This window comes from Actinopolyspora lacussalsi, assembly GCA_030803735.1.
Lineage (GTDB): Bacteria > Actinomycetota > Actinomycetes > Mycobacteriales > Pseudonocardiaceae > Actinopolyspora > Actinopolyspora lacussalsi.
Genome location: JAURUC010000001.1, coordinates 4,738,045 through 4,765,004, shown reverse-complemented (window position 1 = coordinate 4,765,004; position 26,960 = coordinate 4,738,045). Strand labels below are relative to the sequence as shown.

General features: G+C 67.2%; 31 protein-coding genes and 1 riboswitch. Of the genes, 18 read left to right on the top strand and 13 right to left on the bottom strand.

Translation table 11 applies throughout. The features are described 5' to 3' along the window. Positions 1-191 precede the first annotated feature (191 nt). Entirely contained in the window at positions 192-1,334 is a 1,143-nt protein-coding gene (locus J2S53_RS21290; RefSeq protein WP_456242474.1) for an acyl-CoA dehydrogenase family protein, read from the bottom strand. 64 nt (positions 1,335-1,398) lie between these two features. Next, complete coding sequence (locus J2S53_RS21285) at positions 1,399-2,532, bottom strand: CaiB/BaiF CoA transferase family protein (protein WP_456242854.1); 1,134 nt, start codon at positions 2,530-2,532, stop codon at positions 1,399-1,401. A 139-nt stretch (positions 2,533-2,671) separates the two neighbouring features. Here J2S53_RS21285 and J2S53_RS21280 point away from each other — a divergent pair, with 139 nt between their 5' ends. Both J2S53_RS21280 and J2S53_RS21275 read left to right on the top strand, forming a co-directional pair. Then, on the top strand, positions 2,672-3,406 hold the full coding sequence (locus J2S53_RS21280; RefSeq protein WP_456242473.1) for a MerR family transcriptional regulator: 735 nt from the start codon (positions 2,672-2,674) through the stop codon (positions 3,404-3,406). 260 nt (positions 3,407-3,666) lie between these two features. Continuing rightward, on the top strand, positions 3,667-4,116 hold the full coding sequence (locus J2S53_RS21275; RefSeq protein ID WP_456242472.1) for an SSI family serine proteinase inhibitor: 450 nt from the start codon (positions 3,667-3,669) through the stop codon (positions 4,114-4,116). Positions 4,117-4,447: 331 nt separating this feature from the next. Here J2S53_RS21275 and J2S53_RS21270 read toward each other — a convergent pair whose 3' ends face one another. Beyond that, positions 4,448-5,803, bottom strand: a complete 1,356-nt coding sequence (locus tag J2S53_RS21270; RefSeq protein WP_456242471.1) for an L-serine ammonia-lyase — start codon at positions 5,801-5,803, stop codon at positions 4,448-4,450. A 103-nt stretch (positions 5,804-5,906) separates the two neighbouring features. Further along, on the bottom strand, positions 5,907-6,278 hold the full coding sequence (gcvH, locus tag J2S53_RS21265; protein WP_092976070.1) for a glycine cleavage system protein GcvH: 372 nt from the start codon (positions 6,276-6,278) through the stop codon (positions 5,907-5,909). A 237-nt stretch (positions 6,279-6,515) separates the two neighbouring features. Further along, positions 6,516-6,630, bottom strand: a riboswitch (glycine riboswitch). A gap of 221 nt (positions 6,631-6,851) precedes the next feature. On the opposite strand from gcvH, the gene J2S53_RS21260 reads away from it, so the two are divergent. From J2S53_RS21260 to J2S53_RS21240, 5 genes are all read left to right on the top strand, one after another. After that, a complete protein-coding gene (locus J2S53_RS21260) occupies positions 6,852-8,438 on the top strand; it encodes a PucR family transcriptional regulator (protein WP_456242470.1) in 1,587 nt (528 codons plus the stop codon). A gap of 219 nt (positions 8,439-8,657) precedes the next feature. Beyond that, positions 8,658-9,776 (top strand): alanine dehydrogenase, encoded by a 1,119-nt coding sequence (gene ald / locus J2S53_RS21255; protein WP_456242469.1) that lies wholly within the window; start codon positions 8,658-8,660, stop codon positions 9,774-9,776. 354 nt (positions 9,777-10,130) lie between these two features. After that, positions 10,131-10,850, top strand: a complete 720-nt coding sequence (locus J2S53_RS21250) for a hypothetical protein (RefSeq protein ID WP_456242468.1) — start codon at positions 10,131-10,133, stop codon at positions 10,848-10,850. 231 nt (positions 10,851-11,081) lie between these two features. Then, complete coding sequence (locus J2S53_RS21245; protein WP_456242467.1) at positions 11,082-12,389, top strand: ABC transporter ATP-binding protein; 1,308 nt, start codon at positions 11,082-11,084, stop codon at positions 12,387-12,389. Next, positions 12,386-13,246 (top strand): ABC transporter permease, encoded by an 861-nt coding sequence (locus J2S53_RS21240; RefSeq protein WP_456242466.1) that lies wholly within the window; start codon positions 12,386-12,388, stop codon positions 13,244-13,246. The genes J2S53_RS21245 and J2S53_RS21240 overlap by 4 nt, the downstream gene beginning before the upstream one ends. A gap of 97 nt (positions 13,247-13,343) precedes the next feature. On the opposite strand, the gene J2S53_RS21235 is transcribed toward J2S53_RS21240, so the two are convergent. Then, positions 13,344-13,988, bottom strand: a complete 645-nt coding sequence (locus J2S53_RS21235) for a hypothetical protein (protein ID WP_456242465.1) — start codon at positions 13,986-13,988, stop codon at positions 13,344-13,346. A 158-nt stretch (positions 13,989-14,146) separates the two neighbouring features. Here J2S53_RS21235 and J2S53_RS21230 point away from each other — a divergent pair, with 158 nt between their 5' ends. Beyond that, complete coding sequence (locus J2S53_RS21230) at positions 14,147-14,596, top strand: Hsp20/alpha crystallin family protein (protein ID WP_456242853.1); 450 nt, start codon at positions 14,147-14,149, stop codon at positions 14,594-14,596. 151 nt (positions 14,597-14,747) lie between these two features. Here the strand turns inward: J2S53_RS21230 and J2S53_RS21225 are convergent, their stop codons facing one another. Next, positions 14,748-15,077: a helix-turn-helix domain-containing protein gene (locus tag J2S53_RS21225; protein ID WP_456242464.1), complete on the bottom strand. Its 330-nt coding sequence runs from the start codon at positions 15,075-15,077 to the stop codon at positions 14,748-14,750. Positions 15,078-15,688: 611 nt separating this feature from the next. On the opposite strand from J2S53_RS21225, the gene J2S53_RS21220 reads away from it, so the two are divergent. Then, complete coding sequence (locus tag J2S53_RS21220) at positions 15,689-16,657, top strand: alpha/beta fold hydrolase (RefSeq protein WP_456242463.1); 969 nt, start codon at positions 15,689-15,691, stop codon at positions 16,655-16,657. A gap of 250 nt (positions 16,658-16,907) precedes the next feature. Here J2S53_RS21220 and J2S53_RS21215 read toward each other — a convergent pair whose 3' ends face one another. Both J2S53_RS21215 and J2S53_RS21210 read right to left on the bottom strand, forming a co-directional pair. After that, on the bottom strand, positions 16,908-17,255 hold the full coding sequence (locus J2S53_RS21215; RefSeq protein ID WP_456242462.1) for a peptidoglycan-binding domain-containing protein: 348 nt from the start codon (positions 17,253-17,255) through the stop codon (positions 16,908-16,910). Between the two features lie 214 nt (positions 17,256-17,469). Further along, on the bottom strand, positions 17,470-17,928 hold the full coding sequence (locus tag J2S53_RS21210) for a DUF6653 family protein (RefSeq protein WP_456242461.1): 459 nt from the start codon (positions 17,926-17,928) through the stop codon (positions 17,470-17,472). A gap of 379 nt (positions 17,929-18,307) precedes the next feature. On the opposite strand from J2S53_RS21210, the gene J2S53_RS21205 reads away from it, so the two are divergent. Next, complete coding sequence (locus tag J2S53_RS21205) at positions 18,308-19,600, top strand: erythromycin esterase family protein (RefSeq protein ID WP_456242460.1); 1,293 nt, start codon at positions 18,308-18,310, stop codon at positions 19,598-19,600. Between the two features lie 144 nt (positions 19,601-19,744). Here the strand turns inward: J2S53_RS21205 and J2S53_RS21200 are convergent, their stop codons facing one another. Further along, entirely contained in the window at positions 19,745-20,254 is a 510-nt protein-coding gene (locus tag J2S53_RS21200) for a hypothetical protein (protein WP_456242459.1), read from the bottom strand. 196 nt (positions 20,255-20,450) lie between these two features. Between J2S53_RS21200 and J2S53_RS21195 the strand changes: the two genes are divergently transcribed. Further along, a complete protein-coding gene (locus tag J2S53_RS21195) occupies positions 20,451-20,969 on the top strand; it encodes a GNAT family N-acetyltransferase (protein ID WP_456242458.1) in 519 nt (172 codons plus the stop codon). Between the two features lie 108 nt (positions 20,970-21,077). Continuing rightward, the gene (locus J2S53_RS21190; protein WP_456242852.1) at positions 21,078-21,857 is read left to right on the top strand and encodes an aminoglycoside adenylyltransferase family protein; all 780 of its coding nucleotides are present in this window, start codon (positions 21,078-21,080) and stop codon (positions 21,855-21,857) included. 120 nt (positions 21,858-21,977) lie between these two features. Here J2S53_RS21190 and J2S53_RS21185 read toward each other — a convergent pair whose 3' ends face one another. Beyond that, complete coding sequence (locus J2S53_RS21185) at positions 21,978-22,454, bottom strand: hypothetical protein (protein WP_456242457.1); 477 nt, start codon at positions 22,452-22,454, stop codon at positions 21,978-21,980. A 173-nt stretch (positions 22,455-22,627) separates the two neighbouring features. Between J2S53_RS21185 and J2S53_RS21180 the strand changes: the two genes are divergently transcribed. Further along, complete coding sequence (locus J2S53_RS21180; RefSeq protein ID WP_456242456.1) at positions 22,628-23,125, top strand: GNAT family N-acetyltransferase; 498 nt, start codon at positions 22,628-22,630, stop codon at positions 23,123-23,125. Positions 23,126-23,269: 144 nt separating this feature from the next. On the opposite strand, the gene J2S53_RS21175 is transcribed toward J2S53_RS21180, so the two are convergent. The 3 genes from J2S53_RS21175 to J2S53_RS21165 all read right to left on the bottom strand — a co-directional run bounded on the left by J2S53_RS21175 (position 23,270) and on the right by J2S53_RS21165 (position 24,428). Next, positions 23,270-23,776, bottom strand: a complete 507-nt coding sequence (locus J2S53_RS21175) for a hypothetical protein (RefSeq protein WP_456242455.1) — start codon at positions 23,774-23,776, stop codon at positions 23,270-23,272. Next, a complete protein-coding gene (locus J2S53_RS21170) occupies positions 23,776-24,054 on the bottom strand; it encodes a zinc finger protein (RefSeq protein WP_456242454.1) in 279 nt (92 codons plus the stop codon). Before J2S53_RS21170 ends, J2S53_RS21175 begins: the two co-directional genes overlap by 1 nt. An 86-nt stretch (positions 24,055-24,140) precedes the next feature. Further along, positions 24,141-24,428 (bottom strand): hypothetical protein, encoded by a 288-nt coding sequence (locus J2S53_RS21165; protein ID WP_456242453.1) that lies wholly within the window; start codon positions 24,426-24,428, stop codon positions 24,141-24,143. 137 nt (positions 24,429-24,565) lie between these two features. On the opposite strand from J2S53_RS21165, the gene J2S53_RS21160 reads away from it, so the two are divergent. The 5 genes from J2S53_RS21160 to J2S53_RS21140 all read left to right on the top strand — a co-directional run bounded on the left by J2S53_RS21160 (position 24,566) and on the right by J2S53_RS21140 (position 26,950). Then, positions 24,566-25,411 carry a helix-turn-helix domain-containing protein gene (locus J2S53_RS21160; RefSeq protein WP_456242452.1) on the top strand — a complete coding sequence of 282 codons (846 nt, stop codon included), beginning with the start codon at positions 24,566-24,568 and terminating at the stop codon, positions 25,409-25,411. Positions 25,412-25,425: 14 nt separating this feature from the next. Beyond that, the gene (locus J2S53_RS21155; RefSeq protein ID WP_456242451.1) at positions 25,426-25,617 is read left to right on the top strand and encodes a DUF397 domain-containing protein; all 192 of its coding nucleotides are present in this window, start codon (positions 25,426-25,428) and stop codon (positions 25,615-25,617) included. 113 nt (positions 25,618-25,730) lie between these two features. Then, positions 25,731-25,937 carry a DUF397 domain-containing protein gene (locus J2S53_RS21150; RefSeq protein ID WP_456242450.1) on the top strand — a complete coding sequence of 69 codons (207 nt, stop codon included), beginning with the start codon at positions 25,731-25,733 and terminating at the stop codon, positions 25,935-25,937. A gap of 117 nt (positions 25,938-26,054) precedes the next feature. Continuing rightward, a complete protein-coding gene (locus tag J2S53_RS21145; protein WP_456242449.1) occupies positions 26,055-26,450 on the top strand; it encodes a hypothetical protein in 396 nt (131 codons plus the stop codon). After that, the gene (locus J2S53_RS21140) at positions 26,447-26,950 is read left to right on the top strand and encodes a DUF3558 family protein (protein WP_456242448.1); all 504 of its coding nucleotides are present in this window, start codon (positions 26,447-26,449) and stop codon (positions 26,948-26,950) included. Before J2S53_RS21145 ends, J2S53_RS21140 begins: the two co-directional genes overlap by 4 nt. Positions 26,951-26,960: the final 10 nt, after the last annotated feature.

The window sequence follows — 26,960 nt, the reverse complement described above, 5'->3', positions numbered from 1 at the left end:
AACCTCCGTCGGTGCCTGCTCACGAGCCGGTTTGCCGATAGACGGACTCCACACCCGCGTGACCGGGGTGCGGGGAACCGAAATCTCGGTAACAGCCTCTCACCGATGCGGTCCGCCGTGCTACGTCCCACGGTGGTGTTCTTCGGCGCACCCGGCGTCGATTTCTCGCGAAATCGCCGAGCGCGGTGAGATCAGATGTCCAGCTGCCGCCCCACGATCTCCTTCATGATCTCGGTGGTGCCGCCGTAGATGGTCTGCACCCGGGTGTCGAGGAACGCCTTGGCGATGGGGTACTCGAGCATGTAGCCGTAACCGCCGTGCAGCTGCAGGCACCTGTCCACCACGCGCTTGTTCATCTCGGTGACCCACCACTTGGCCATGGCGGCGTTCTCGATGCTGAGTTCGCCCTTGAGGTGCTCGCGGACGCAGCGGTCGACGAACACCTGGCCGATCTCCACTTCGGTGGCGATCTCGGCCAGTTCGAAGCGGGTGTTCTGGAACTTGCCGATGGGCCTGCCGAAGGCGGTGCGCTCCCGGCAGTACTCCTTGGTCATCTCCAGGGCCTTGGCCGCGCCCGCGGCCGAGGCGACCGCGATGGAGAGCCGTTCCTGGGGCAGGTTCTGCATCAGGTAGATGAAGCCCTGTCCCTCCTCGCCCAGCAGGTTCGTGGCGGGCACGCGCACATCGTTGAAGAACAGCTCGGCGGTGTCCTGCGACTTCTGGCCGATCTTCTCCAGGTTGCGTCCACGCTGGAAGCCGGGGCGGTCGCTCTCCACGACCAGCAGACTGATGCCCTCGTGCCCGGCGTCGGCATCGGTGCGGGCGACCACGATCACCAGATCGGCGTTGATGCCGTTGCTGATGAAGGTCTTCTGCCCGTTGATCACGAACTCGTCGCCGTCGCGCGTCGCCGTGGTGCGGATACCCTGCAGATCGCTGCCCGCCTCCGGCTCGGTCATGGCGATGGCGGTCACGGTCTCACCGCTGCAGAAACCGGGCAGCCAACGGCTCTTCTGCTCCTCGGTGGCCAGCTTGTTCAGGTAGGGCACGTTGATGTCGTTGTGCACGGGGGCGCCGAACCCGGTGACCCCGGCGGCGATCAGCTCCTCGTCGAGGACGATGTTGAAGCGGAAGTCGTCGATACCTCCCCCGCCGAACCTCTCCTCGACGGCGGTGCCGAGCAGCCCCTGCGCACCGGCCTTGCGCCAGGCGTCCTTGCTGACCACACCGGCCGCTTCCCACTCCTGCTGGTGCGGCACCAGTTCCTTGGCGACGAAGGTCCGGCAAGTCTCGCGGAAGGCCTCGTGCTCCGCTTCGAACAGTTCCCTGCGCATTGGCCTCACGTTCCTTTCACTGTGCGGGAACCGCGCCGGTTCCCGTCCGGGATCGGTCGACGGATCAGGAGGGATCGTCGAGTTCGCCGTGCACGGCGCCGGAGGAGAGCAGGCCGTCGTGGTCGGCGACCCGCCATTCCCGGAGGACCCGCCCGGTGTGGGCACCCGGCTCCGCGACCGGGCCGGGCTCGGGGTTGGGGGTGTGCGAGAACCTGGGTGCGGCGGCGGGCTGCACCACTCCCTCGGATTCGACGAGGGTCTTCCTCGCGAGCACGTGCGGGTGGCGGGCCGACTCGGTCATCGACAGCACCGGGCTCACGCAGGCGTCGGTGCCGTCGAAGACCTCGGTCCAGTGCTGTTTGGTACCGCTCGCGAACGCCTCGGTGAGCCGCTCGCGGATCTCCGGCCAGTTGGCGGGATCGTCGCGGTCGGGCAGCTCACCGGACAGCCCCAGCCCCGCCAGCAGCTGCTCGTAGAACCCCGGCTCCAACGCGCCGACCGCCATGTACTCCCCGTCGGAGGTAGCGTAGACGTCGTAGAACGGTGCCCCGCCGTCCAGCAGGTTGGTACCCCGGCGGGTGTTCCACCCGCCGGTCGCGAGCATGCCGTGCAGCATGGTGGCCAGATGCGCCGAACCATCCACTATGGACGCATCGACCACCTGCCCGCCGCCACCGGCGCGGGCACGCAGCTGGGCGGCGAGGACGCCCACTGCCAGGTACATCGCACCGCCGCCGAAGTCACCGAGCAGGTTCACCGGAACGCGGGGTGGCCCGTCCGCCTCGCCGATGGTGTGCAGCACCCCGCTGATCGCGATGTAGTCGATGTCGTGGCCCGCGGTGTCGGCCAGCGGGCCGTCCTGGCCCCAACCGGTCATGCGACCGTAAACGAGATCGGGATTGCGCTCGAAACAGGACTCGGGCCCCACGCCGAGCCGTTCGGCGACACCGGGGCGGAACCCCTCGAGCAGGATGTCCGCGCGTTCCGCCAGGGCCAGCACCGTCTCGGGACCGCGTTCGTGCTTGAGGTCGACGCGCACGGACCGCTTGCCCCGATTGAGCAGGTCCTCCTTGCCGCCGCCGATGGGACGCTCGACGCGCACCACGTCGGCCCCCAGGTCCGCCAGCAGCATGGCACAGAACGGCGCGGGACCGAGCCCGGCGAGTTCGACGACCCGCACTCCGGCCAACGGCCCCATTCCGACCGCTCGCTCGTCCGATGGCGCCACTGGAGCACACTCCTCGTTCGCAGCGGAAGGTGATCGCGACCACCCTTAATTCGACGGAGTTAGTGTTACATTTCTGGTGTCACATTGGTCAAGTAGTATCCTGCTGTACATGCTCCGAACAGCCGACGAAGACCTCACGATCGACGAGCTGGCAGCCAGGGCGGGCGTGACCGTGCGTACGGTGCGCTTCTACGCGTCACGTGGTCTGCTGCCACCACCTCGACTGCGCGGTCGCGTCGGGTTGTACGGGGCCGACCACCTGGCGCGCCTGGACCTGATCCGGGAACTGCAGAACCTCGGTTTCACGCTGACGGCCATCGAGGGGCATCTGGAACGGATCCCCGACGACGCTCCACCGGAGGAACTGGCGCTGCAACGCGCGCTGCTGGCTCCCTGGACGAGCGATCAGGCCGAGGAGATCGACCGGCAGGAACTGGACCGGCGCGCCGGTCGTGCCCTTTCCGACGAGGAGACCGAGCAGCTGCTGACGCTGGGTATCCTGGAACGGATCACCGACGGGACGGACGACAACGACGAGCAGCGGCTCCGCCTGACCAGCGCGTCCATGCTCAACGTGGGATTGCAGATCACCGAGCTGCGACTACCCCGGGAAATGCTGCTGCAGGCCAAGCACATCGTGGAGGAGCACACCTCGCAGATGGCGAGCGAGCTGCGCGAGCTGTTCGCGGCCAACGTGCTGCGCCCCTACGTGGAGCGGGGTCGGCCGGAATCCGAGCGGGAACGGGTCAGGACAGCGGCCGACCAGCTGCGTCCGCTCACGATTCAGGTACTGGTCAACGGTTTCCAGCGTGCCGTCAACGACGTAATCCGCAATCATGTCTGACCGGGGTGTTCGGAACCGGTTCTCCCGAGCCTTCCCGGCGGGATGCACCGCTGTCTCGTGAGCCGAGTTCTCGTCGTGCCCGTACGCTGTGAACTCCGTGCACTGTGACCTTCGTGCGCGGGAAACTCACAGTCCAAGTTGCTTCCACGATCGACGGAAACTCGATCCGGTGACACTGTCCCGTGATTGCGGCGCGGTACTGCTCCGACCGGGTAAGTATTTCCCGAGGCGATCCCCTATCGACACGGAGGAAGCACAACATGAGCTTTTCCGGACCGCTCGGCCGCACTCTGCTCACCGCCTGCGCGGTAGTCACGGGCATGCTGTTGCCACTGGTACCGCACACGGGCGCCGAACGGGCTTCCGCCGCGACCACGACCTCGGCGAAGGAAGCCCAGCCAGCGGTCAGCGTTCTCAGTCTGCGGGTCGTTCCGACGAACCGCGCGGAGGGGACGCGAGCGGCGACACTGCGCTGCGAACCGGCAGGTGGAACTCATCCCCGGGCCGATCAGGCGTGCGAACGGCTGGCGAGCAGCGGGGGCGAGTTCGGCGCGCTCCAGGAGCAGCGGAATCCGATGTGCCCGCTGGTGTACCGCCCGGTCACCGTCCACGCCACCGGGATGTGGCGGAACCACGCCGTCGACCACCGCGAGACGTTCTCCAACGAGTGCGAGATGCGGGCGAAGACCGGTGAGCTCTTCGAGTTCTGATGTCGCACCGTCACCCGCTCGGTCCGCGTGGCGGTTCGGGTGGCGGTTCGGGTGGCCCGGGTGGGCGTCGATTTCCCGAGAAATCGCCGGGCCACCAGCACCGACGAGTAGCCGCACTCCCACCACTCCCGCAAGCTGAGCTCCGACCACGCCCGCAAGCCGAACCCCTACCGCTTACGCGATCGGCACCGCAGCGGGTTCTCCGGCGAGTGCCTCGCGAGGACGGCCCCGACGTTGTGTAGTAACTACCCGATGTCGGGGCACCCGCAGCGAGGCGCCGCCGGAGGTTCCGCCACGCGAGCACCTACGGAAACCGTGACGAGAGGTCTCGTCAGCACTCGATGACGTTCACGGCCAGTCCGCCGCGTGCGGTCTCCTTGTACTTGTCCTTCATGTCCTCGCCGGTGGCGCGCATCGTCTTGATGACCTTGTCCAGCGAGACGAAGTGACTGCCGTTGCCGCGCAGCGCCATCCTGGCAGCGGTGATCGCCTTGACCGAGGCCACGGCGTTGCGCTCGATGCAGGGAATCTGCACCAACCCGCCGATCGGGTCACAGGTGAGGCCGAGGTTGTGCTCCATGGCGATCTCGGCGGCGTTCTCCACCTGGGCAGGGGTGCCACCGAGCACCTCGGCCAGCCCGGCCGCGGCCATGGAGCAAGCCGAACCCACCTCGCCCTGGCACCCGACCTCGGCGCCGGAGATCGAGGCGTTCTCCTTGAACAGCACCCCCACCGCGCCCGCGGCGAGCAGGAACCGTGCCACTCCGTTCCCGTCCGCACCGGGCAGGAACCGCATGTAGTAGTGCAGCACGGCCGGAACGATGCCCGCGGCACCGTTGGTCGGCGCGGTCACGACCCGCCCACCGGCCGCGTTCTCCTCGTTGACCGCCAGCGCGTAGACCGTCACCCACTCCATCGGGTCGTCGGTGTCGCCGAGTTCGGCACGCAGTTCGGCGGCGCGTCGCTCGACCCGCAGACCACCCGGCAGCGAACCCTCGCTGTTGCAGCCGTTGTGCACGCACTCGCGCATTACGTGCCAGATCGACAGCAGTTCGTCGTGCACCCGCTGCTCGTCGCGCCAGACCAACTCGTTGGCGAGCATGAGATCGCTGACCGAGTAGCCGGTCTCGGCGCAGTGCCGCAACAACTCGGCCCCGGTCCGGAACCGGTGGGGCAGTTCGGTGCCGTCCTGTTTGATCCGGTCGGTGCCCGCGGCCTCCTCGTCGAGGACGAAACCGCCGCCGACGGAGTAGTACACCGCACCGCACAGCTGTTCCCCCGACTCGTCGAGCGCGGTGAACCGCATGCCGTTGGGATGTACCGGTAACGTCTCGCGCCGATACAGCACGAGATCGTCGTCGTAGTCGAATCGGATTCCGTTGGTGCCGTTCAGCAGCAACCGGCCGGTCGAACGGATCTCGTCGACCCTGCCGGAAACCGCGATCGGATCGACCGATTCCGGTAGGTGGCCCTCCAGGCCGAGCAGTACCGCCTTGGAACTGCCGTGCCCGTGTCCGGTCGCGCCGAGCGAGCCGAACAGTTCGGCCCGCACCCGTGCGGCGCGTGGCAGCAGGTCCCGCTCGCGCAACCGCGCCACGAACCGCGCGGCGGCGCGCATGGGTCCCACGGTGTGCGAACTGGAGGGACCGATCCCCACCGAGAAAAGATCGAAGACACTGATCGCCATTGATCGTCTCTTCTTCGTACGTGAGGTGTGGTTCGCCTGCCCCGCCACCTCGTCGTGGCGGGGGCCGTCAGTCAGCGGCGGCGGGAGTCACTGGCGGAGGGAGTCACTCACCCGTGAGTTCGGCGTACTGCGTGGCGTCCAGCAGCGGGCCGTACTCGCTGACGCGCAGCTCCAGCAGCCAGCCCTCGCCGAAGGGGTCATCGTTGATCTTGGAGGGGTCGTCCACGACGGCCTCGTTGACCGAGACGACCTCACCGGTGGCGGGGGCGTAGAGGTCGCTGACCGACTTGGTGGACTCCAGCTCGCCGCAGGCCTCACCGGCGGTGATCTGCTTGCCCACCTCGGGAAGGTCCACGTAGACGATGTCACCGAGCGCGTTGGCCGCGTAGGGGGTGACCCCGACACGCACGACGTCGCCGCGCTCGGCCAGCCACTCGTGCTCCTGGGTGTACTTGAGGTCCGTGGGCAGACTCATGGGGGAGGCTCCATTGCTGTCGTTTGGACACCGATGTCCGACGTCCCGTGGGGCCGTCGGACACGAGCATTCTCGCGTGCCGCGACTCCACCCGGCCGGGCGGCATGCCGCGAACACCGGAGTCCGCGTACTTGGTGGCCTCCCCCTCTGTTGCGGAACCTGAGAGCTTCACCGCGACGTCGCGGTTTGCACCGTGGGTGCGCACGCCTTGGTCGCGGCGGCGCTTTCCAGAGTTGCCTCGATCGGACGGTACGGATGCCTGAGAGTTTGCGGGGAGTTTTGCTCCTTCGGCGCCCGTTCGGTGACACCGTGTGCACGGTGCTCACCCGCGGGACTCTCCCGCCCGGTGTCGTGGGCCGATATGCGATTGTCGCTGTGTTCGGCAACGATAACCCGAGGGGTGGGCGTATCCAACCCCGGATATCGCGAAGCGGCGAGCACTGACCCCGAATGGGGCGTCGAAGCTCGCGCGGTGTGCCCACGATCACCGCCGGAGGTCGCCGCGGACCTCACGTGATCGGGCGGGAGAACTCCCTTCTGATCTGATCCGTCGTGCACGACCCGGGAGGGGTGATGGTCGACATACGGGGCCTGGTCGAGCGAGTCGGCCCCACGCTGCTGCGTCCGGTGGTGATGCCGGACGAGACCGGCGGTGTTGGGGACGTCGTCATCGCCGAGCCCGAGGAGCCCGGCGGGATCGGAACGGCCGACGTGGTGCTCGGCGTGGGGGGTACCGACCGGGCGTGGGCCGTGGAGCTGGTGCGTGAGTGCGGTGTGCGGCATGCGGCGGCCGTGCTGCTGAAACCGCCGGTGTGCGCCGACGAGTCGGTGATCTCGGAGGCGAAGGAAGCGGGGCTCGCGCTGATCGAGGTCCGGCGGGGCGCGGCGTGGGCACAGCTGGTGTGGCTGCTGCGGGGCGCGTTGGCGGGAACGGATCCGGGCGCGGCGGTCGGCTCCCCGCAGCAGGTGGGCTCGGCGGGACTGGGCGATCTGTTCCGGCTCGCGGACGCGGTGGCCGAGGTGGTCGACGCCCCGGTGACCATCGAGGACGCGCATTCGCAGGTGCTGGCCTACTCGGCGCGGCAGGACGTGACCGATCCCGCCCGGGTTTCGACAATCATGGGGCGTAGGCAGCCGGACGACGTGCTGGCGAAGTTCCGGGCACGGGGCACGTTCCGGCAGCTGAGCCGCGGCGGCTCGGCCGTCTACGTCCCGGAACAGCCGGACGGCACGCTGCCCCGGCTGGTGGTGCCGATCCGGATGGGCGGTGAGCTGCTCGGATCGATGTGGGCCGTGGTCACCGACGAGGTGTCCGAGCAGCGCGCCTCGGCGTTCGCCGACACCGCCGCGCTGGTAGCGCTGCAACTGCTTCGCTGGCGGGTGATGACCGACTCGGAGCGGCAGCGTTCGGCCGTGCTGGTGCGGTCGCTGCTGGAGGGCTCCGAGGGCTGGCGCGCGGCTGCCAACGAGTTGGGGGTACGTGCCGAACCCCACCGGGTGGTCGCGATCGACGTGCGCGCCAGTGACGGCACCGACGAGGGGCACCGGCTCGCGATGTGGGAGTGGATCACCCGGGGAATCGGCCGCGGTCCGATGGTCGCCGAGTCGGGTGGGGTGCTGTACGCGGTGGTGCCCGACCGTTCCGGCGCGGGGGGCTGGCCCGCCCTGCGGGAGGCGCTGCTGGCGCACATCCACGAGATGGACGCGGCGGATCCGCGCCCACTGGTGGCGGTGGGCACCGCCACTCCGGTGGCGGAACTGCCGGACTCCCGCGGCAGGGCCGATGAGGTGCTGGCGCTGCTGCGCACGGGCATGGTGGAACGCGAGGTCGCGGTCCACGAGCAGCTCTGGCACGCCCTGGTGCTGGCGAGGGCGGCCGGTGCCGCCAGCGACGCCGGTGTGGGATCGCTCGGCCCGCTGCAGCGGCTGCGCGACAACGACCACGGCCACGGGACCGACTACCTGCGCACCCTGCACGCCTGGCTGCGCCACCCGGGTGATCCGCGTGCCGCGAGCCGGGAGCTGCGGGTGCACCCGAACACCTTCCGGTACCGGATGAAGCGAGTGGGTTCCCTGCTGGACGTGGATCTCGACGACGCGGACGTGCGTTCGGCGCTGCTGGTGCAGTTGCTGGCCGAGCGGTGGAACCCGCACGGCTGACTGTTGTGCCGACAGCACAAGAGTACCGGTGCGATCTCATCGTGCGGGAATGATGCGGTCTGGCCGGTGACGGAGCATCGTGGTGCGCGACAGCGCCGCGCCGTCCCTCCCCGCACCGGGGCGGACGGACGGCGTGGTGCGGAGAACGCCCCCGGCACACCCGCCGGTTCGGTGATCACCCGAACGGAATCGAACACCATCCCTCGGAAGGAAACCGCAGTGAAGATCGCCGTACCCCGCGAGATCAAGAACAACGAATACCGCGTCGCGCTCACACCAGCGGGGGTGCACGAGTTCGTCGGCAGAGGCCACGAGGTGTTCGTGGAGGCGAACGCGGGCGCGGGCTCGTCCATCCCCGACGAGGAGTTCCTCGCGGCGGGGGCGAAGGTTCTTCCCGGCGCCGACGAGGTGTGGTCCGAGGGCGAGCTGGTGCTCAAGGTCAAGGAGCCGATCGAGGAGGAGTACCCGCGACTGCGGCGGGACCAGGTGCTGTTCACCTACCTGCACCTGGCGGCGTCGGGCGGACTCACCAGCGCGCTGCTGGACTCCGGAGTCACCGGTATCGCCTACGAGACGGTGCAGACCGCCGACGGCGCGCTGCCGCTGCTGGCCCCGATGAGCGAGGTGGCCGGTCGACTGGCTCCGCAGGTGGGGGCCTACTCGCTGATGCGCCCGAGCGGTGGGCGCGGGATGCTGCCCGGCGGTGTTCCCGGGGTGCACCCGGCCCGGGTCGTGGTGATCGGCGGTGGCGTCGCGGGGCTGAACGCCGCGCGGGTCGCGCTCGGCATGGGCGCCGACGTAGAGCTGCTGGACACCAATGTGGACAAGCTGCGGGAGATCGATCGGGACTTCGACGGACGTATCCGCACGGTCACCTCGAACCGCTACAGCGTCGAGCAGGCGGTTCGCGCGGCCGATCTGATCATCGGCGCGGTGCTGATCCCCGGGGCGAAGGCGCCGAAGCTGGTCTCCAACGAGCTCGTCGGGCGGCTCAAGCCGGGCAGTGTGCTGGTGGACATCGCCATCGACCAGGGCGGGTGCTTCGCGGACTCGCACCCCACAACGCACGACGACCCGACCTACCGGGTGCACGACTCGGTGTTCTACTGCGTGGCCAACATGCCGGGGGCGGTGCCGAACACCTCCACTCACGCGCTGACCAACGTGACACTGCCGTACGCGCTGCGGATCGCCGAGCGGGGCTGGCGGCAGGCCTGCCGCGAGGACGCGGCGCTGGCCGCGGGGCTGAACACCCACGACGGCACGCTCGTCAACGAACCGGTCGCCGCCGCGCACGGCCTGTCGCACGACAGCGTGGCGAGCGTGCTCGGAGCGTGACGACGAGTCGTCTCGCCGGGAAACCGGGTGAACGGAGCACGGGAAGAGAAACGGGGCCTCTCTCGCGAGAGAGGCCCCGTTTCGTTCGAGGCGGCCTGCTCAACCAGCCTGGGGGTCACCGGGAGCTGGCCGCCGATTCCCAGTGTAGAACACGAATGCCCGATTACCGAAGCCCTACGACCGGATGTTCAGCTGATTTTCTGCTCGCTGCGCTGTCAGCCTTCACCCGCGTTTCACACGAAAGTGTAATGAAGCGGACAAAACCTGAAGTCCTTACGGGTGAACGTCGATGGTCCAGTCAGGTGCGGTACCACTCCACCGCTCCCACGCAACGAGCAGTTCGGGAGGATCCGTATGGAGATCGGGACTCGTCGGCCGACCCGTCCGAACAACCCCACGACGACGCTGGGTGGCGATCTGAGCGAAACCACCGTCGAGCAGGCGCGGCCCGATACCGAGGAGGCTCGGGACGGCTTCGAGGGCATCACCGCGGCGGACGATCACGAATCCTTACAGCGACAACTCGACCGACTGGAGCAGCTGGCCGACGAGGGATCCGCCGAGGCGGTACTGCCGCTGGCCCGCTCGGAACTGCACCGGTTGACGGAAGGGCTGCGCGCCCTGCTGGAGGAGCACGGCCCCGACGAGAACGGGCGGTGCCCGATCTGTCCGGGCGGACTGCGTGCGCGCCGCTGGCCGTGTGAGGTCTGGATCACCGCGCACGCCCAGCTGATCGGCGAGGATCCCGACCCGGTCGGCAGTGCCAACCGGTCCAAGCTGGCCCGGCTCCGGGAGAAGGCTCCCCGCAACCCCTTCGGACAACAACGCGCCACTCGCACTCCGAAGATCCCGGTGGTCAGCACGGCCGTCGTCTCCGGTGGCGCTCGCGGCCCCGGCGATTGGAACACCGGCGAGTTCACGCTCCCGGAACCGGCCAACACGCCGGACAACAACACGCCGGACGACGCGGCCACCGAGGAACTGCCCGCCGTACCCCCCGTCGGCGGTCACCTGGAAACCGACCGCAACCGGATCCACCGCGCCGGCATAGCTACCAGGGAGGCCCCCGGATAACCACTTGAGGAGCACCGTTCCGCGGCGAGGTCCACGGGTCAACCCCACACCGTTCCGGCTGGTGTGGGCGCAGACACGAAAGATCCTCGCGGACACCGGGACCGATCCGGTCACGCATGAGGCAGGATTGGGTGCAGCGTCCAACGATCAGCCACGGATCCGTTCCGTGGCGACCGCGTGGCGCCGCACGGACCGCGAGGATCGGGGTGTCCCCGTGAACTGGAGGAACGAGTGCACGACGGCAGCGGCCGCATCCTGGTGCAACAGTTGCACAAAAGCTTCGGGCCCCTGACCGCGGTCGAAAACCTCGATTTCGCGGTCGACCCCGGTTCGGTGACCGGCTTCCTCGGCCCCAACGGGTCCGGCAAGACCACCACACTGCGCATGGTCCTGGGGTTGATGAAACCGACCTCCGGTGCCGCCTACGTCGAGGGCGTTCCGTTCACCAGGCTCCGGAACCCCGCGAGGATCGTGGGAGCGGTGCTGGACTCGCAATCCTTTCACCCCGGACACACCGCGCGCGGTCATCTGCGCTGCTACACGGCCGCCCTGGGATTACCGGACGAGCAGGCCGACCAGGTGTTGGAACTGGTGGGGCTCGGCAACGCCGCGCGTCGCAAGACCAAGGGGTTCTCGCTGGGCATGCGGCAGCGGCTGGCGCTCGCCACCGCACTGCTGGGGGATCCCCGGATCCTGGTGCTCGACGAGCCCGCCAACGGGATGGATCCGGAGGGGATCGCCTGGCTGCGGGGCTTCCTGAAGGCCTACGCATCCACCGGGCGCACCGTGCTGGTCTCCAGCCACCTGCTCCGCGAGATGGAGCACACCGTGGATCACGTGGTGATAGTCAGCCGCGGCCGATCGGTCTACAACGGAAGCCTGGAACAGCTGCGCGCCAGCAGGCCGTCCCGGGTGCTGGTTCGCGTGTCGGATCCGATGACGCTGAGCTCGATGCTGCGGGAGAGCGGTGTGAGCACGGAGTACCTGTGGGACGGCAGACTCGCGGTCACGGGGGTGGACACCCGCGGCATCGCCGACCTGGCGTTACGCGCCGGAGTGGCGATCCAGGAGTTACAGGAGTCCTCCGGTGATCTGGAACAGCTGTTCTTCCAGCTCACCGAGGGACAGTTCGCCGGCTCCGAGCAACCGTTCGGCTCCGGGCAGGAGGCGACTCCCGGCGCGGCCGGACAGCAACAGCAACAGTGGCAACCCCAGCCCGCGCAGCAACAGGGATACGGGCAGCAGCCACAACAACAGCCGTTCCAACAGCCACCGCAACCGTGGCAGCAGCCCCAGCAGTCGCCGTACCAGCAGTCGACCCCCCAACAGCCTTCGTCGGATGCCGCGGCACCGAGCCCGTGGGCGCCGGACGGTGCCGGGCAGCGATCGTCCGAGAGTTCCCCGCCCGAATCGGGCCCACCCGGTCTGGGGGGTCGCTACCGCCCCCGAACGGATCAATCGGAACAGCGGGAACCGGAACGACACGAGGCCGAGCACGCCGGGGCCGACGAGGACGCGCACGGGGGTGAGAACCGGTGAAGGGACTGATCAGAGCCGAGTTCCGCAAGATGCTGCCCACGCCGCTGTGGTGGGCACTGCTGATACCGGTGGCACCGTGGAGTCTGCTGGTCGCCTGGTACGGCACGGCGATGGGCCAGGTGGAGATGCTCCAGGAGATCACCGGGCGAGCGCTGCCCACCGGGCTGCTGGCGATGTCGCTGGCCACGAACTACAGCACCATCTTCGCCGCCCTGCTGGGGGCGTTGATCATGACCCGGGAGTCGTGGAACAAGACCATCACGACCACTTTCCTCACCGCGAACCCGCGCAGCTCGGTGCTGGGCGCGAAGCTGGTGCTGTGCCTGGCGCTGTCGGTGGTCTACGGGATCGTCAACGCCGTATTCGGGTTGTTCGGGGGCTATCTGGGCGGCTCGCTGGGCAACGCCACGGGCGGTGTGGGCGGCCTGGACCAGTGGCTGATCATCGGCGGCGCGGGTGTGCTGGCCACGGTGCTGTGGGCGCTGGTGGGATTCGGGTTCGGCGCGCTGGTCAACAACTCCGTGGCCGCCGTGCTGGTGCTGGTGTTCTACAAGTTCATGGTCGACGTGATCGCCTCCGTATGGCTCGCGGGCAGCCAGTTCGCCTGGCTGAGCGGTTATCTGCCCGGTGCGGCCTCGAACGGGATCGTGGGCAACCTGGCGGTACCGATGTTCATCTCGGAGTTCGCGGGGCCACGCGAGTCGATAGTTCCGGCGCAGGCCTTCGAACAACTGCACGCCGTCTTCGGCGGGGACTACGGCTTCGCGTGGTGGGGCAGCCTGCTGGTGTTCGCGGGCTATGCCGCGCTGCTCTGCGGCGGGGCGATGCTGCTCGTCCGCAACCGCGAGATCAACTGAGACGAACGCCCCCGCCGGGGACCGTGACGAGACCGTCCAGTTCTCTCACCTCCCCGGAACGGGGCTCCCGTGTCGGTTCGGGTGCGCTCTTCGCGGGTCAGTTCCCCTCACCTGGGGTCCACCCCGTTGTCGGCTCGGTGGGCAACGTGTCGGCGACGATGGCACGGCCGCACTCGCTGGCGGCGATCCACTCGTCGATACTGCCCTCGGCGGTGGACAGTTCCAGGTCGGTCAGGCTGACAGCCCCGGGCGAAGCGGTGGTGTTCCCACTCCCGGGTGGTGTGAGGGCGTTCCACCACAGGCGGTGATTGGTCAGTGCGTTGGCGACGACCAGAGTGCCGTACCCGTCGTGCTGGTCACGGATCCAGTCGAGGGTGTCCCCACTGACGGTGGAGAGCACGACCACCCCGCCCGGGAGTGTCCCCGGCAGCGCGGTCAGCTGTTCGCGCAGCCTCGAATCGGCCAGGGCATCCAGCACGACCCGCGTAGTACGCGCCCGCCGTAGCGTGTGTTCGTCGAGGGACTCGCGCACCCACACCCCGTCGCCGAGGTCGTGCTCGGTGTGCTCGACCGGCCCCTCGGAGGGCCATTCGGCCAATCGGTCGACCAGGATCTTCTCCAGGTCGCGCCGCACACGTGGCAGGGACCGCGCGGTTACCACTGCCTCGTGGCCGACGAGGTACCCCTCCCATCGAGGTTCGGGCCCGATGACACAGCGATGGACCACATGCGGACCGCTCATCGCTCCTCCAAACGTCTCCTTCCGCAAATGAAACTAGACACTGATCGTCAGAGTTGAAAATTTATGCTCGCCGTAGCAAAATAAGGGATGTCACGGCAGGAGCACAACGAAACAGGGCTCAACGAGGACAGTTGGATACGGACAAGGAGGAACTCGCCATGACCGTGGCTTTCGACCCGCTGTTTCGTGACCTGAACCGGCTGGCCACCGAGGTGTTCGGATCCAGCAGGGCCCCGCAGAGCATGCCCATGGACGCCTACCGGTCCGGGGAGAGCTACATCGTCGAGTTCGACCTGCCCGGTGTCGCCCCGGAGTCGCTGGACGTGCGCGCGGAGAACAACACGCTGACCGTGCGGGCCGAGCGGTCCGGACGCAGGAGCACGCAGGGCGACGGCGAAGTCAACTACGTGGCCGCGGAGCGTCCGCGCGGAACGTTCTCCCGCCAGCTCTCCCTCGGCGACGGCCTCGACGTCGACAACATCACGGCCGACTACACGGACGGCGTGCTGAGCGTGACGCTACCCGTGGCGGACCAGGCCAAACCGCGCCAGATCAACGTCGAGCGCGGCAAGGGCGGCCAGCGAGTCATCGAACGCGGCAACGAGTGAACCACCGGCGGGAGCCCGTGCGGCATCCCGCCGAGCCGAACCGATCGGAACCGGCCCATCGGGACACCCGACCACCGCGTGCCCCGATGGGCCTCGATCACGTCACGCTCGCCGCTCGTCCGATGTCTCGTTCTCCCCGTTCGAAGAACGATCAGGTGGAGGAGTCCTTCGCCCGGCCATCGGAGGGATCCCCGTCGGTGTACTCGGCGAGCTGGTCCTCCAGGCTGATGATGCGGCAGGCCGCCGCCACCGGAGTGCCCTGGTCCACCAGGCGACGCGCCCGCTCCGCCTTGCGCAGTTGCCGCCGCGAGTACCGACGATGTCCACCGGCCGAACGCTCCGGAACGACCAGTCCCGCTTCCTCGAGTGAGCGCAGGAACGGCTGTGCTACTCCCACCATCTCCGCCGCACGTCCCATCGTGAAAGCGGGATAGTCCTCATCGTCGAACTTGCTCACCGACCGCGACGGGTCACTGCTCATCGCACTACCTTTTCCGTGCGCACACTGACAGGCCCCCGGCGCGTCCCGGAATGCGCCGGGGGCCCGGAGAGCTCACTCGACTACCTCAGCACAGCGACCGATCCGTCCGCGCGAGAAGGCCAAGCCGCGAACGAATACGAACGACGCCTACTCTCCCGCGGAGCCGCGGTCCACTCCGCCGGTCGTGTCGGCCCGGAACTCCCGTCGAACCGCGACCACTCCAGCGCGCGCAGCACGACTGGCCGGCGACCTCTCCTGTCATCTCCGTACTTCCAAGAGATTAACCGTGAAACAGAAGAATGTCTATGGTCACGAATACAGATTTTCTCCGGAGCATGCCCCCTTCCGAAGGAACCCGGGGAACGCAGCGAGGTGCGAGCCAGTGGCATCGGTGGGCTCGTGCGGCTGGGCCTCGGAGCTGACCTCGGAACCGAGTGCGGCCGAATGGGGCCAGACCGTCCTCCGCGAGTGGGCGAGGCCAGGTCACCCGATCCCCCTCGTGGACGAGAAATACATCCGTGTTCGCGATACCCAGGCCCTGCCGAGTCCACGACAATCGGAGCCGGAGCTCTCGTGCTCGACGACAGGCACCTCGACAGGAGTCAGCGATCGTGAACGTATCCGAAGCCGAGGACCGGGCCGACACCTTCGTACGACACGGCCATCCGGAGCGGACCGTCGACCTCGGGGAAGTCCACATGAACTACGCGGTCGCGGGCGATCCGGACTCCCCCGCGCTGCTGCTGGTCCCCGGGCAGAGCGAGTCGTGGTGGGGATACGAACCCGCATTGGAACGACTCGCCGAGCACTTCCGCACCTTCGCTGTGGACCTGCGGGGGCAGGGCCGCTCCACGTGGACGCCGGGGCGCTACACACTCGACAACTTCGGCAACGATCTCGTGCGGTTCATCGACCTCGCCATCGGGCGCCCCACGTTCGTGGCCGGTCATTCCTCCGGCGGCGTGCTCGCGGCGTGGTTGTCGGCCTACGCGAGACCCGCTCAGATCCGCGGGGCCGTGTACGAGGATCCGCCGCTGTTCTCCTCGGAGACGGAACCGGCCTGTGGCCCGTCGATCCGGCAGGGAATGGGCCCGGTGTTCGCGGCGTGGCACAAGTGGCTCGGTGACCAGTGGTCGATCGGTGACTGGCACGGACTGCGGCGGGCCCTGTCCGACGAGCTCCCGCCCGTGCTGCTGGAGGGCATGCCGGGAACGCGCCCGAACGAGCCGGAGAGCGACTCCGATACCGGGCCGCCGCAGCACCTGCGCGAGTACGACCCGGAGTGGGCGGGGGCCTTCGTCTCCGGCAGCGTCACCGCGGGCTGCGATCAGGCGACCATGCTCTCCCGGGCGCGAACACCGGTGCTGCTGACCCACCACTTCCGCCGGCTCGACGCCGACACCGGGCAGCTGCTCGGTGCGGTCGCCGATGTGCAGGCGCAGCGGGCCTGCAGGCTGATCGAGGCGGCCGGACAGCCGGTCAGCTACCGATCGTTACCCGAGATGCCGCACTCGATGCACGCCACGGATCCCGAGTTCTACGCGCGCACCGTTGTCGAATGGGTGAAGTCGCTGGCCTGAGCACGGCGGATCGCACGACGGGCCGGATCGCGTGGGTGGTGCCGGTTGTCACCTCGGCCGCTCCGAACCGGGATGTCCCGGCACGGCGAGCCGTGCCGGGCGGCCACCGCCTTGTCGCCATCGCACAGCGCGACACGACCACGCGGTGGTCGCTCCTGGCTCTCACCCCCAGCAGGCGGCGATCACACGAGTCCGGCCGCGGCCCCGGCTCACCCGCCGACGCGGAATCGGAATCGGCACAACGGAGGTTCTAGGAATTCCACGCGTGCAGGGCGCTCCACGTGTTGGGCCCCACTATTCCGTCCACCGTCAGGTTCGCGTTCGCCTGGAAATGTTCGACACCGGTCCGGGTCGCCGGCCCGTAAATCCCGTCAACGGCGAGCTGCATGTACGTCACGCGGTTGATCATGCACTGGGCGTGCTTCACCAGCGGACCACTGCTGCCGACACCGAGGGTGAGGTGAGCACCCTGCCCGTAGTCACAGACGGAAACCTCGGCCGCCGCCGAGGAGGAGTCCGTAACGGCGGCGGAGACGCCGCCACCCAGGAACGAAAAAGCCAGGACGGAGAAAAACAACCCTACTAACTTCTTGCGCATGAGGAAACCTTTCCATGATCACAACAGAACGCATCGTACAAAACCGCCGAACGAGCGCAAGCACTTCATCGATGAAGTTTTTCCTCATTCCGCCGCACGGACCAACGTTCAGGTACGAACGGGTGGTCACCTACACAACCGGGATCTCCGGCCGACCGGGAGGATTCACTGGACGCGTGCGGGGTCGCCCCGCCGTGGTGGTGCCGCGCAGGGCCTACGAAACCGGGTGGGAAGCGTTCCGTCGCCGGTGGCGGTCGAGGTAGCGGTTCATGAGCTCCCAGTACACGAGCAGCGACGCCAGCTGTGCCGCTGTGGCGGTACCCGCGGGAACGGGGCGTCGCCGACGCGCGGCGAAGAGCGCGAGGAGACCGGCCGCGGTGGCGACGATGTTGACGCCCAGGGCCGCGTCGCGGGGGCGGTCGGTGATCCACTGCTCCTCACCGAGCATGGCACGAGTGGCCCAGGCGCGCTCATCGGCCGGTTCCGCAAAGACCACCGGGTTGAGCGCGAACCACACACCTACGACCGCCGCATGGCTCCAACGTCGCGTCCACATCGGAACCAGCAGCAGCGGGGTGCTCGCCCAGCGGCTCCACGCGCTCCACGGATTGGCGTGCCGGGCGAAAACCGCACGGCGGAGCCGCGCGAGTCCGCGCGAGGAGTTGGAGGTCATGGGTGTCCGTCCTCCTGGAACGTTGCCTCGTCAACGCCGACCGGATTTCCCGGCACTCCCGGAACCACCCTACTCCGGCGACAGCCCCATCGGCAGCGGCGCGGCGATGCGGTCACCCCGGACGGCCGACACGGCCCCGGCGTTCCGACTGGCACCGGACGATCCGGCTCTGCTACCTTGCACCACGTGCCTACGGGAAGTCTGTTTCTCTGACCCGCTCCTCGGACGGATGCGGAAGGCCGGAGTGAGTTCTCCTCCGGTGCTGTGATGCCGGGCGGTGCCCGCATCACTTCACTTTTCGTGCCCTTTCGGCTCGTTTCCGCATCGGCGTCCCTTCGGTGATCCCGTTTTCGGTTACACGACGAGAGTTGAGCGAGTCATGACGACTGACCACGTTTCCGTGTCGAGCACCCCGAATACCGACTGGTTCCGCGAGCGCACCAGCCGCCTGAGCGGTTCGGACGTCGACGCCCCGCTGGACGACCTCGAACCGTTGCGCGACGTCATCGGCGACGCACGTGTGGTCGCCGTGGGTGAGGGCGCCCATTTCGTCGGCGAGTTCACCAGCACCCGACAGCGGGTGCTGCGTTTCCTCGCCGAACGCTGCGGGTTCACGGTGCTGGCCTTCGAGTTCGGATTCGGAGAGGGAATCGCCCTGGACAGCTGGCTGCGGGGCGAGGGTGACGACGCCGAGCTCGCCGCGGTGGGCGGAACCACGAATGCCGGGGTCAACCCGCGCATGGTGCGCTGGCTGCGTCGGCACAACCGCACCAGCTCCCACCCGCTGCGCTTCGTCGGGATCGACACCCCCATGGCCGGCGGACGACTTCGCCCGGATCTGGAACCACTGGCCGAGTACCTCCGCGAGGTCGATCCGGAGGTGGTCGGCCTGATCGATCGGGCGCTGGGCATCGCCGACCGGTTCACCGGTGGCTCGGTGGCCGTGGCAGCACCGGGATGGGCGAGGTTGGAAGCGGCCGACCAGGACGCGCTGACCGCATCGCTGGCACGGTTGTCGCTGCGGTTCCGCTCGATGGAGCCGCTGTACGTCTCGCGTGGTGGCCGATCCGCTTACGATGTGGCGCTGCGCCACCTGGAGGCGGCCCTGCACACCGACTACATGTTCGGCGCCATGCGCGACGTCTTCACCGGTCAGGGGCTGGAAGGTGACACTTCCGTCCGGGACCACCACATGGCCGAATCGGTGCGTTGGCACCTCGACAACGCCGATCCGGACACGCGCATCGTGCTGGCCGCCCACAACAACCACATCCAGAAGACGCCCGTGTACTTCGACGGTGAACTCGCGGCCCTGCCCATGGGTTACTACCTCGACCGGATGCTCGGCGAGAACTACCGCGCGCTCGCCCAGACGCACACCGCCGAACAAGTGGCGGAAATGTCCCCGGACGAGAGAGCCGAATCCGGGCTGACGGTGGCCGAGGAGCCCCTCGACGCCCCTGAGCCAGGAAGCGTCGAGGCCGCCGTCATCGACGCCGGTTACGGCGACGACATCAGCCTCACCAACCTCCGGGAGGCACCCGTGGGGAGTCTGGACCGCATCCGCACTCAGAGTGCCACGCAACTCACTCCGGTGGTTGAGGCGTTCGACGGAGTGCTGACCGTTCCCACGGCCACCACCTACTACACGACCGGTCTGCGAGAGGAGTAGCGGGAAACCGGGTTAGTTCCCCGGGACAACGCGCTTCCGGGGAACGGACTGCTTCTCGACTCGTGGAACTTTCCCGACTCGTGGCACTCGTCCCGGGGTCACGTCGAGACTCGTCCGGCGCGAACTCTCGGGCGTTCCGGGGAGTCAGTCGGAGGTACTGGGCGACTCGATCGGCTCGTGGGGATAAGCGGCGATTCGGCGTGCCTCGGCGATGACCTCGGCATCCAACTCCGCCACCGTGTATTCGGTGTACTCGACAGTGTCGTAGGCCTCGTGGAGCCCGACAAACGGCAGGGCAAGATCCACGTTGGATCCGTAAACCCGGCTGATACGCCAGGCGAACGCCCTGGGCGTCATCTCCCCCGCCAGCAATCGTCCCGCGAGCAGCCGCACGGCGGGTTCTGTCACGGCCTCACTGTCGAGCGGGTGGAAGACGAGTCCGAGTTCGTCGAGCGCGGCGGGTAGCAGCGCGGGCACACTTTCCCCCGCCTCCGCGCGGGTGCACGCGGCGAGAATTCGCAGCGTCGGGCTGTCGAGACCGGCGACGAGCGCGTCGCAGGCGGAGCGAACGACCTTCTCGGCGCGGATCTCCCGCGCACTCCACAGCGCGGCGTTCTCCTGCAGATCCCGCGCTGCCGTTTCGGGCGAAGTCACACTTCGATCATGGGGGTTTCGGCGCTCGTGGTCGAATGATTTTTCCGTCGTGGCGCACCGTCACCCCTTCGCGGCACCGCCCGCTCGCCGCGTCCGGGACCGAACTTCGCCCAACCGGGCAGAAGGGCTCAGCGCTCCGCCGGTATCTTTGCTGCGCAGTGCGGACTCGCGAGTGCGGGACCGGTATACATTGGACATGATCCGCAACGCGCGAGCCGATGAGCTTCCGATGCTCCGGGAAATCGAGACGGCCGCGGGCGCGGTCTTCCGTGAGATCGGCATGCACGAGATCGCCGACGACGAACCTCCCACCACCGCCGAGCTCGCCGCCTTCCAAGCGGACGGTCGCGCGTGGGTCGCCGTCGACGCCACGGATCGTCCCGTCGGTTATCTGCTGGCGAGCCTCGTGGACGGCGACGCCCACATCGACCAGGTGTCGGTCCACCCCGACCACGCGCGCCAAGGGCTGGGGCGGGCACTGATCGAGGTCGTCGTCGGGTGGGCACGCGGTCGTGGTCTGCCCGGGGTGACGTTGACCAGCTTCGCCCGGGTGCCCTGGAACGCGCCCTACTACGAACGACTCGGCTTTCACGTCCTGCCCGACGAGCAGCTCACGAGCGGACTGCGCGCCATCCGTGACGAGGAGTCCGCGCGGGGCTTGGACAGCTGGCCGCGCGTCGCCATGCGCCGGGTTGTCACCGACCTTCCGCGCTGAACGATCGTCGTCGCGACGCCGCCCGGCCGGCCGATGCGGGGCCACACTCCATCGGAGGATTTTCGGTGGCTGTTCACCGGAGGTATGCGGCAGGCTGACGACGTGTCCATGTCTGCTGCTGACGCGGCGCAGGAAGCCGCGGTGGTCGAGCTGGTGCGGTCGGTACTCGACGGGGACCTGATCGGCGTACAGCGCTACGGTTCGGCGGTGCACGACGGGTTGCGACGTTTCAGCGATCTCGACCTGCTCGTCGTCACCCGGCGAACGATCGGGCCTGCTCGACGGCGGGCGCTGGTGGAGGGCTTGCTCGGCATTTCCGGCCCCGAGCCCGGTGCGCGGCCACGCCCGGTGGAACTGACTGTCGTGGTCGCCGGTGAGGTGCGGCCCTGGCGATATCCGCCCCGCGTGGATCTGCAGTACGGCGAGTGGTTGCGCCCAGAGTTGTCCACCGGTGCCGAACCGCCCTCCGGCCCGGATCCCGACCTGGCGGTGCTGCTGACCTCGGTCCGCGAGCGCGGTCTCGCACTGGCAGGGCCGCGAGCCACGGAGTTGCTGGATCCGGTGCCGCACGAAGATTTGGTGCGGGCCGTGCTCGACGGGCTGCCGGGGCTGCTCGCCGAGCTGCACACCGACACCCGCAACGTGGTGCTGACCCTGGCCCGGATGCTGGTGACCGTGCGGACCGGGCGGATCGTGCCGAAGCCGGAAGCGGCCGAGCTGGTGCTTCCGCGACTCTCCGACAACGACGGGAACGTCCTGGCACACGCCCGCGCCGTGCACGCGGGTGAGCAGGAGGCGCTGCCCGCGGAGCTTCCCGGGCTCGACGATTTCGCCGCACGCATGGCGGCGGCGATCCGACAGGCGGCGATCCGGGCGGATGCCGGATGACGAGCGGTGCTGAGAAGCCCCGAAGCGAGTGGGCATGGTGCGGCCGGACGCGAGCTACCGGGCGCGGAAAGGATCGCCGGGTGGCCGGATGTCCAGCCGGTTTCGGGTGGCCGTCCGAGTTCAACGCGATGTCCGGGGTGGCCGCACGATGGACACGTTCTCGGACAGCGGGGTGATTTCGCGCTCGGGCCAGCGGTGGGCCAGGCCGTGCAGTCGCTCCAGCAGCAGCGTGGACGCACCGAGGAGATTGCCCGGTTCCTCGTCGGTGAGATCGGTGAGATCGAGGTGCAGCAGGTAGTCGTGCGGTTCTGTGTCGGCGAGCCAGCGGAACCGCACCACGAGAACGCCGCCCACCGCTACGGCGTGGAAACCGACGATGTTGTCCAGCACACCGGCACGCTGGGCCACCTCGTCCGGATCCGAGCCCAGCGGGGCGTAGGCCACCCACTCTCCGCTGCCCGAGCGCAGTGCCTCGTCCACGACCTCGGACGGCAGCGGCGGCGTGGGACGGGGAACCTCGGCGGGGTCGCGCTCCGGTCGGGCGCCCCACTCGGCGTTCTCCAGCTCGGCCAGGCGCCGTACTTCCTCGGTGTCCACGGGAAAAGGGTGCCAGCGGAGAACAGGAGTGCGACACTCCCCGAGGAGTCCGCCCACCATCGTGCTCAACCGTTCGCGATACCTCGGCAGCGTAGCGATCACCGCTCCAGCGGCAACGGAATTCGCAGCGTTTTCGCGGCTCGCCCGATGAAGCCACTGTAAGCTCGGTCGTCGTGAGTTGGTTACCCGACGACTACGTCCACCCTGGCTACACACCCGTGCCCGACACCGCGCTTCACCTGCGGCCGATCCGGGAGGCGGACACCGCGCTCGACTACCCCGCGGTGATGGGATCCCAGGAGCGCTTGTGGCGGATCTTCGGTCCGGCCTGGGGTTGGCCCCGGGAGACGATGACGTACGAGGAGGACCGCGTCGAACTGCTGCGGCACGAGAGGGAGGCAGCCGCGCACCGCTCGTTCAACTACGCGCTGCTGGACGAGGCGGAGACGGCGATCCACGGCTGCGTCTACGTCGATCCTCCCGAACGCATCGGTGCCGACGGCGAGGTGTCCTGGTGGGTGGTGGACGAACTCGTCGGCGGTGATTCCGAGGAGGCGCTGGACGCACTGGTGCCGCGGTGGATCGCCACCGAATGGCCCTTCCGAAACCCCCGTTTTCTGGGTCGAGACATCGCCTGGCAGGACTGGCTCGCGCTGCCACGCGTCTCCTGACACGCTCGATGCCGATACCGGATCTCCCGGTGACCTTCGGCCCTGCCATTCGTTCCCGATTCGGCACCGAGCCGGAACAGCCACCAGCGGAGTATCTCTCGCTATTATCAATGAGTACGCAGCACTCCGACTCCGTGGCAACGGTCAGCAGCGTGCCAGGAGTCGATGGCGTCCGATGTAGCCGGACTCCGGTCCGAGGCTGTCAGGATGCGGGCGGCAGCCGAGCAGTTCGGCGATGTCCTGCTCCACCAGGCTGGGGCCGTTGCGGTGCCTGCCGGGGCTGATCGGTGGAAAAGGCTTGTGCTGCCGGGAAACCTCGCACGCGGAGAACCACCGTGGATGATCCGGGTCTTCCAGCGGCCAGTGGATCTCGGTGGTTCGCTCGGTCGTCGCTTCGGGGTTTTCGGGCACCGCGCGGGTCGGTGGTGTTCGTGGTTCGGGCATCGGCCGGGGCGCGAGCTCCCCGGCATCGAACGGGGACGGCGGCGTGGCGAGTGCGTGGTGCTCGGTGAGACTTCTGACGGTGAGCGCGCCCGGCCCGGCGTCGGCGTGCTGCCCGTTGCCGCCGCGCAGCGGGAGGAAGGTGCAGAGCACCACCGCGAGCACTACTCCGAGGAGCCAGATCGGGCCGAACGGTTCGTAGGGTGGCATCACAGGAACTCCGTGCCGAATTGGTCGTGCAGTCTGCGGCGGGCGTCGCGGTGGCGTTGTTCGCGGTTCTCGCCGCGGACGAGGGCTTCGGCCATGCAGGAGTCGCAGGTGGGCAGTAGCCAGTCCGCATCGGACGGTTCGGTGAGCGTCACCGAGACGCCGCACAGGGTGTCGCGGTGCTCTTCGGGGCGCGGCGGGGTGTCGGGGCCGAAGGCGTGTCGGTATCCGGCGATCGGGTTCCACCACACCACCGGACCGCGCCAACCAATGCTGAACACGTGGGTCTCCCTTCCATCGGGACGAAAGCTCGAGCCCGGGGCTCGAGACACGTAGGAGTTCGGAGTCGAGGGCGAGCGCGCAGCACTCACCCGTACGGAGGACGTTGCTCGTGCGAATGGCGTTGTCCGCCACCGGATTCCCCACCGACGGGCGCACTCAGCAGCACCCGCATCACGCACGCCGCGCAGGGCTCTCCCGCCGCGCCGCGTGGGGCGTGTCGTGGATCGGTTACCCACTCGGTGTCACGGCGGGAGAACTGCCGCCCGCAAGGGGAGATCAGGTAGTCGCGCCCCACCGCGACGTCCACGGCGTGCGCCAACCGCTCGGACTCGGCCGCCACACCCTCCCGCCACCGAAACCACCACCAGGACATTTGGCTCCTTGACTCACGTTGCGATCACTCAACGCGGCCAATCGTATGGTTAGACGTATCATGAGTCATTCATCATTCGAGTGAATATCTCAAGCGCCACCCGATCGGGGACGATGTAGATCATTGGGAGGTGTCCGGTGGGCGTAAGAAACGATCCTTCACCGCTGCGCTGGTTGATCGGTGTCGAGCTCGCTCGCTACCGCAACGCGTACGGGGTGTCACTGGCGTTCGTCAGCAGCCAGACGGGCATGTCCAAGGCAAAGATCGGTCACATGGAAACCGGTCGCCAGCAGCAGGATCCGGAAGACATAGCTCGACTGCTGAAGTCGTACGGCACGGACCAGCACGACATAGATCGACTGACCAGCCTGACCGGCAGAGCCGAAGAGACCACTTGGTGGGGACCGTGGGCACAGGTGGTGCCGGACTGGCTGAAAACGTTCGTAGGACTGGAAAACCTGGCTGTATGCGAATTCGTTTTCGAACCGATCATCGTGCCGGGACTGCTTCAAACGGAGGAGTACGCACGAGCAACCATGACGCGCACGCCACGTGTCCGCCAGGACCATGGCGAGCGCTTCACCGGTTTTCGGATGGCACGACACCGGAGACTCACTGACGATACGAGCCCACTCCAGCTGCATGCCGTAGTGAGCGAAGCGGCGCTACGACTTCGTGTCGATGGTCCTGAAATACAACAGGCTCAGTTGGAGTACCTGCTGCGGATGACCGAGCAGCCGAACGTCACTCTGCAGATCGTGCGCCCCGAAGACGGTCTACACATGGCCCTGACCGGGCAGTTCATCGTGCTTGACTTCGAGCAGGTTCGCTCGATCGCCTACAGCGAATTGCACGACGGAGCGGTGTACATACAGGATGAAGAGCAGGTTGACTCGTATACGATGGCTGCGGAGAGTCTTCAACGGGTCGCGCTCGGCCCGGACCAGTCGAGAGACCTGATCGAAGACATGCTGAAAGCATAGCCACAGGAGTACCCATGTTATTCCGCGATAAGAATCCGGTTATCTGGCACACGAGCAGCTACAGCGGAAACAACGGCACCTGCGTAGAAGTTGGTTTCGCGACATCGACCGTGCTGGTGCGCGACACCAAGGACCGCGAAGGCGGCACGCTCGCCCTCTCGCCCACCACCTGGCAGAGCTTCGTCAGCACCCTGAAACGCAACTGATACCAAACACGGTGACGTTCCCCTAGCGTCGTCCAACGTTGCCCAAACCGAGCAAGATCAGTAGCCTGGGGTTGTTCGCAGGCATGCGTCGACAATGGGGGAACAACGTCACCATGAGCGACAAGCCAGCATCCGTCGAATGGCGGAAAAGCACTCGCAGCAGTGGGGGCGCGAACAACTGCGTCGAGGTCGGTTTCGCGACATCAGCCGTGCTGGTCCGCGACACCAAGAACCGCGAAGGCGGCTTACTCGCCCTCTCCCCCACTACCTGGCAGAGCTTCGTCGGCACCCTCAAACACAGCACTCCGACATCCGGGTGAACCACCGGCGTGACGTATACCCCGTCAGCGCGAAGCCGTTGACCCTCATCGAGCAAGATCAGTAACCTCGAAATTTCGTAGGGCACACGCCGACGATGGGGGAATCAACGCGTCACCATGAGCGACGACCAGAACCTGACCGACAACCTGTCGGCCACCAACGACGCCATGCAGGGCATCATCACTGCCGCCAATAACGGCCAGTTCGTCATCACGCCCGACGCGGGCGACGAACTCATACAGATCTTCCAGGAAATCGAGGACTGGGCCAGCAACATTCGCTTGGACATAGATTCCATCAAGCAGCAGACTCCACTAGGAAACAGCCCGGCAGGCAAAGCAATATCAGAGTTCAACCAGAAAGTAGCAGCTGGCGACAGCGAATCATACGAGAACATGATAAATCAAATCCGAGAAAATGCGCCAAAAGTGGTCGAATCAATAAGAAAAGGAATGAAAATTTACCAAGAAGCAGACGAGTCCAACTCGTCGAACATAGACGGAATCGCATGAAACCAAGAAGCACCACACTAGTAGCAGCCACCACAGCCATCCTAGCAGCAGTTTCAGGGTGTTCAACAAGCACCGAAACTTCCCCGAGTCAACAAAACAACAAAGACGATCCGAGCTTGAGCGAAGTTGCACCCTGTGAAACCCTCACCAGGAATAATCAAAAATCCATAGCAACAGAAGGGAAAGGAAAGAGCAAGGAGGTGCTAGACGCAAGATCCTGCCGCTGGTCGATATCCAGCGGTACGGTAAATGTCTCGCTGCACTCCGAGAAACCAATAGAAGAACTAAACTTCTCAAAAGGAACAAAAAAAGAGTATTCTATCAACAAAAAGAATGGATTACTAGCCATAGGGAACACTGAAGGAATCTGCACAGTCGCTATTCCGTTTGGCGATTCACAAACCGCTACTGTCGACGTTGAGAGCCTGAAGACAGCAACCTCGTGCGACCTCGCCAAGAAGATCGCACCGATGGTAGAGCAGAACATTTCGGACAGCTGAGAACCAGGGG

Coding starts and splice junctions, on each gene's coding strand:
- J2S53_RS21250 (WP_456242468.1), top strand. CDS start 10,131: ATGGAGATCGGGACTCGTCGGCCGACCCGTCCGAACAACCCCACGACG.
- gcvH (WP_092976070.1), bottom strand. CDS start 6,278: ATGAGTCTGCCCACGGACCTCAAGTACACCCAGGAGCACGAGTGGCTG.
- J2S53_RS21260 (WP_456242470.1), top strand. CDS start 6,852: ATGGTCGACATACGGGGCCTGGTCGAGCGAGTCGGCCCCACGCTGCTG.
- J2S53_RS21215 (WP_456242462.1), bottom strand. CDS start 17,255: ATGCGCAAGAAGTTAGTAGGGTTGTTTTTCTCCGTCCTGGCTTTTTCG.
- J2S53_RS21195 (WP_456242458.1), top strand. CDS start 20,451: ATGATCCGCAACGCGCGAGCCGATGAGCTTCCGATGCTCCGGGAAATC.
- J2S53_RS21150 (WP_456242450.1), top strand. CDS start 25,731: ATGAGCGACAAGCCAGCATCCGTCGAATGGCGGAAAAGCACTCGCAGC.
- J2S53_RS21210 (WP_456242461.1), bottom strand. CDS start 17,928: ATGACCTCCAACTCCTCGCGCGGACTCGCGCGGCTCCGCCGTGCGGTT.
- J2S53_RS21155 (WP_456242451.1), top strand. CDS start 25,426: ATGTTATTCCGCGATAAGAATCCGGTTATCTGGCACACGAGCAGCTAC.
- J2S53_RS21165 (WP_456242453.1), bottom strand. CDS start 24,428: ATGTCCTGGTGGTGGTTTCGGTGGCGGGAGGGTGTGGCGGCCGAGTCC.
- J2S53_RS21140 (WP_456242448.1), top strand. CDS start 26,447: ATGAAACCAAGAAGCACCACACTAGTAGCAGCCACCACAGCCATCCTA.
- J2S53_RS21280 (WP_456242473.1), top strand. CDS start 2,672: ATGCTCCGAACAGCCGACGAAGACCTCACGATCGACGAGCTGGCAGCC.
- J2S53_RS21235 (WP_456242465.1), bottom strand. CDS start 13,988: ATGAGCGGTCCGCATGTGGTCCATCGCTGTGTCATCGGGCCCGAACCT.
- J2S53_RS21290 (WP_456242474.1), bottom strand. CDS start 1,334: ATGCGCAGGGAACTGTTCGAAGCGGAGCACGAGGCCTTCCGCGAGACT.
- J2S53_RS21270 (WP_456242471.1), bottom strand. CDS start 5,803: ATGGCGATCAGTGTCTTCGATCTTTTCTCGGTGGGGATCGGTCCCTCC.
- J2S53_RS21275 (WP_456242472.1), top strand. CDS start 3,667: ATGAGCTTTTCCGGACCGCTCGGCCGCACTCTGCTCACCGCCTGCGCG.
- J2S53_RS21285 (WP_456242854.1), bottom strand. CDS start 2,532: ATGGGGCCGTTGGCCGGAGTGCGGGTCGTCGAACTCGCCGGGCTCGGT.
- J2S53_RS21230 (WP_456242853.1), top strand. CDS start 14,147: ATGACCGTGGCTTTCGACCCGCTGTTTCGTGACCTGAACCGGCTGGCC.
- J2S53_RS21145 (WP_456242449.1), top strand. CDS start 26,055: ATGAGCGACGACCAGAACCTGACCGACAACCTGTCGGCCACCAACGAC.
- J2S53_RS21190 (WP_456242852.1), top strand. CDS start 21,078: ATGTCTGCTGCTGACGCGGCGCAGGAAGCCGCGGTGGTCGAGCTGGTG.
- J2S53_RS21205 (WP_456242460.1), top strand. CDS start 18,308: ATGACGACTGACCACGTTTCCGTGTCGAGCACCCCGAATACCGACTGG.
- J2S53_RS21175 (WP_456242455.1), bottom strand. CDS start 23,776: ATGCCACCCTACGAACCGTTCGGCCCGATCTGGCTCCTCGGAGTAGTG.
- J2S53_RS21225 (WP_456242464.1), bottom strand. CDS start 15,077: ATGAGCAGTGACCCGTCGCGGTCGGTGAGCAAGTTCGACGATGAGGAC.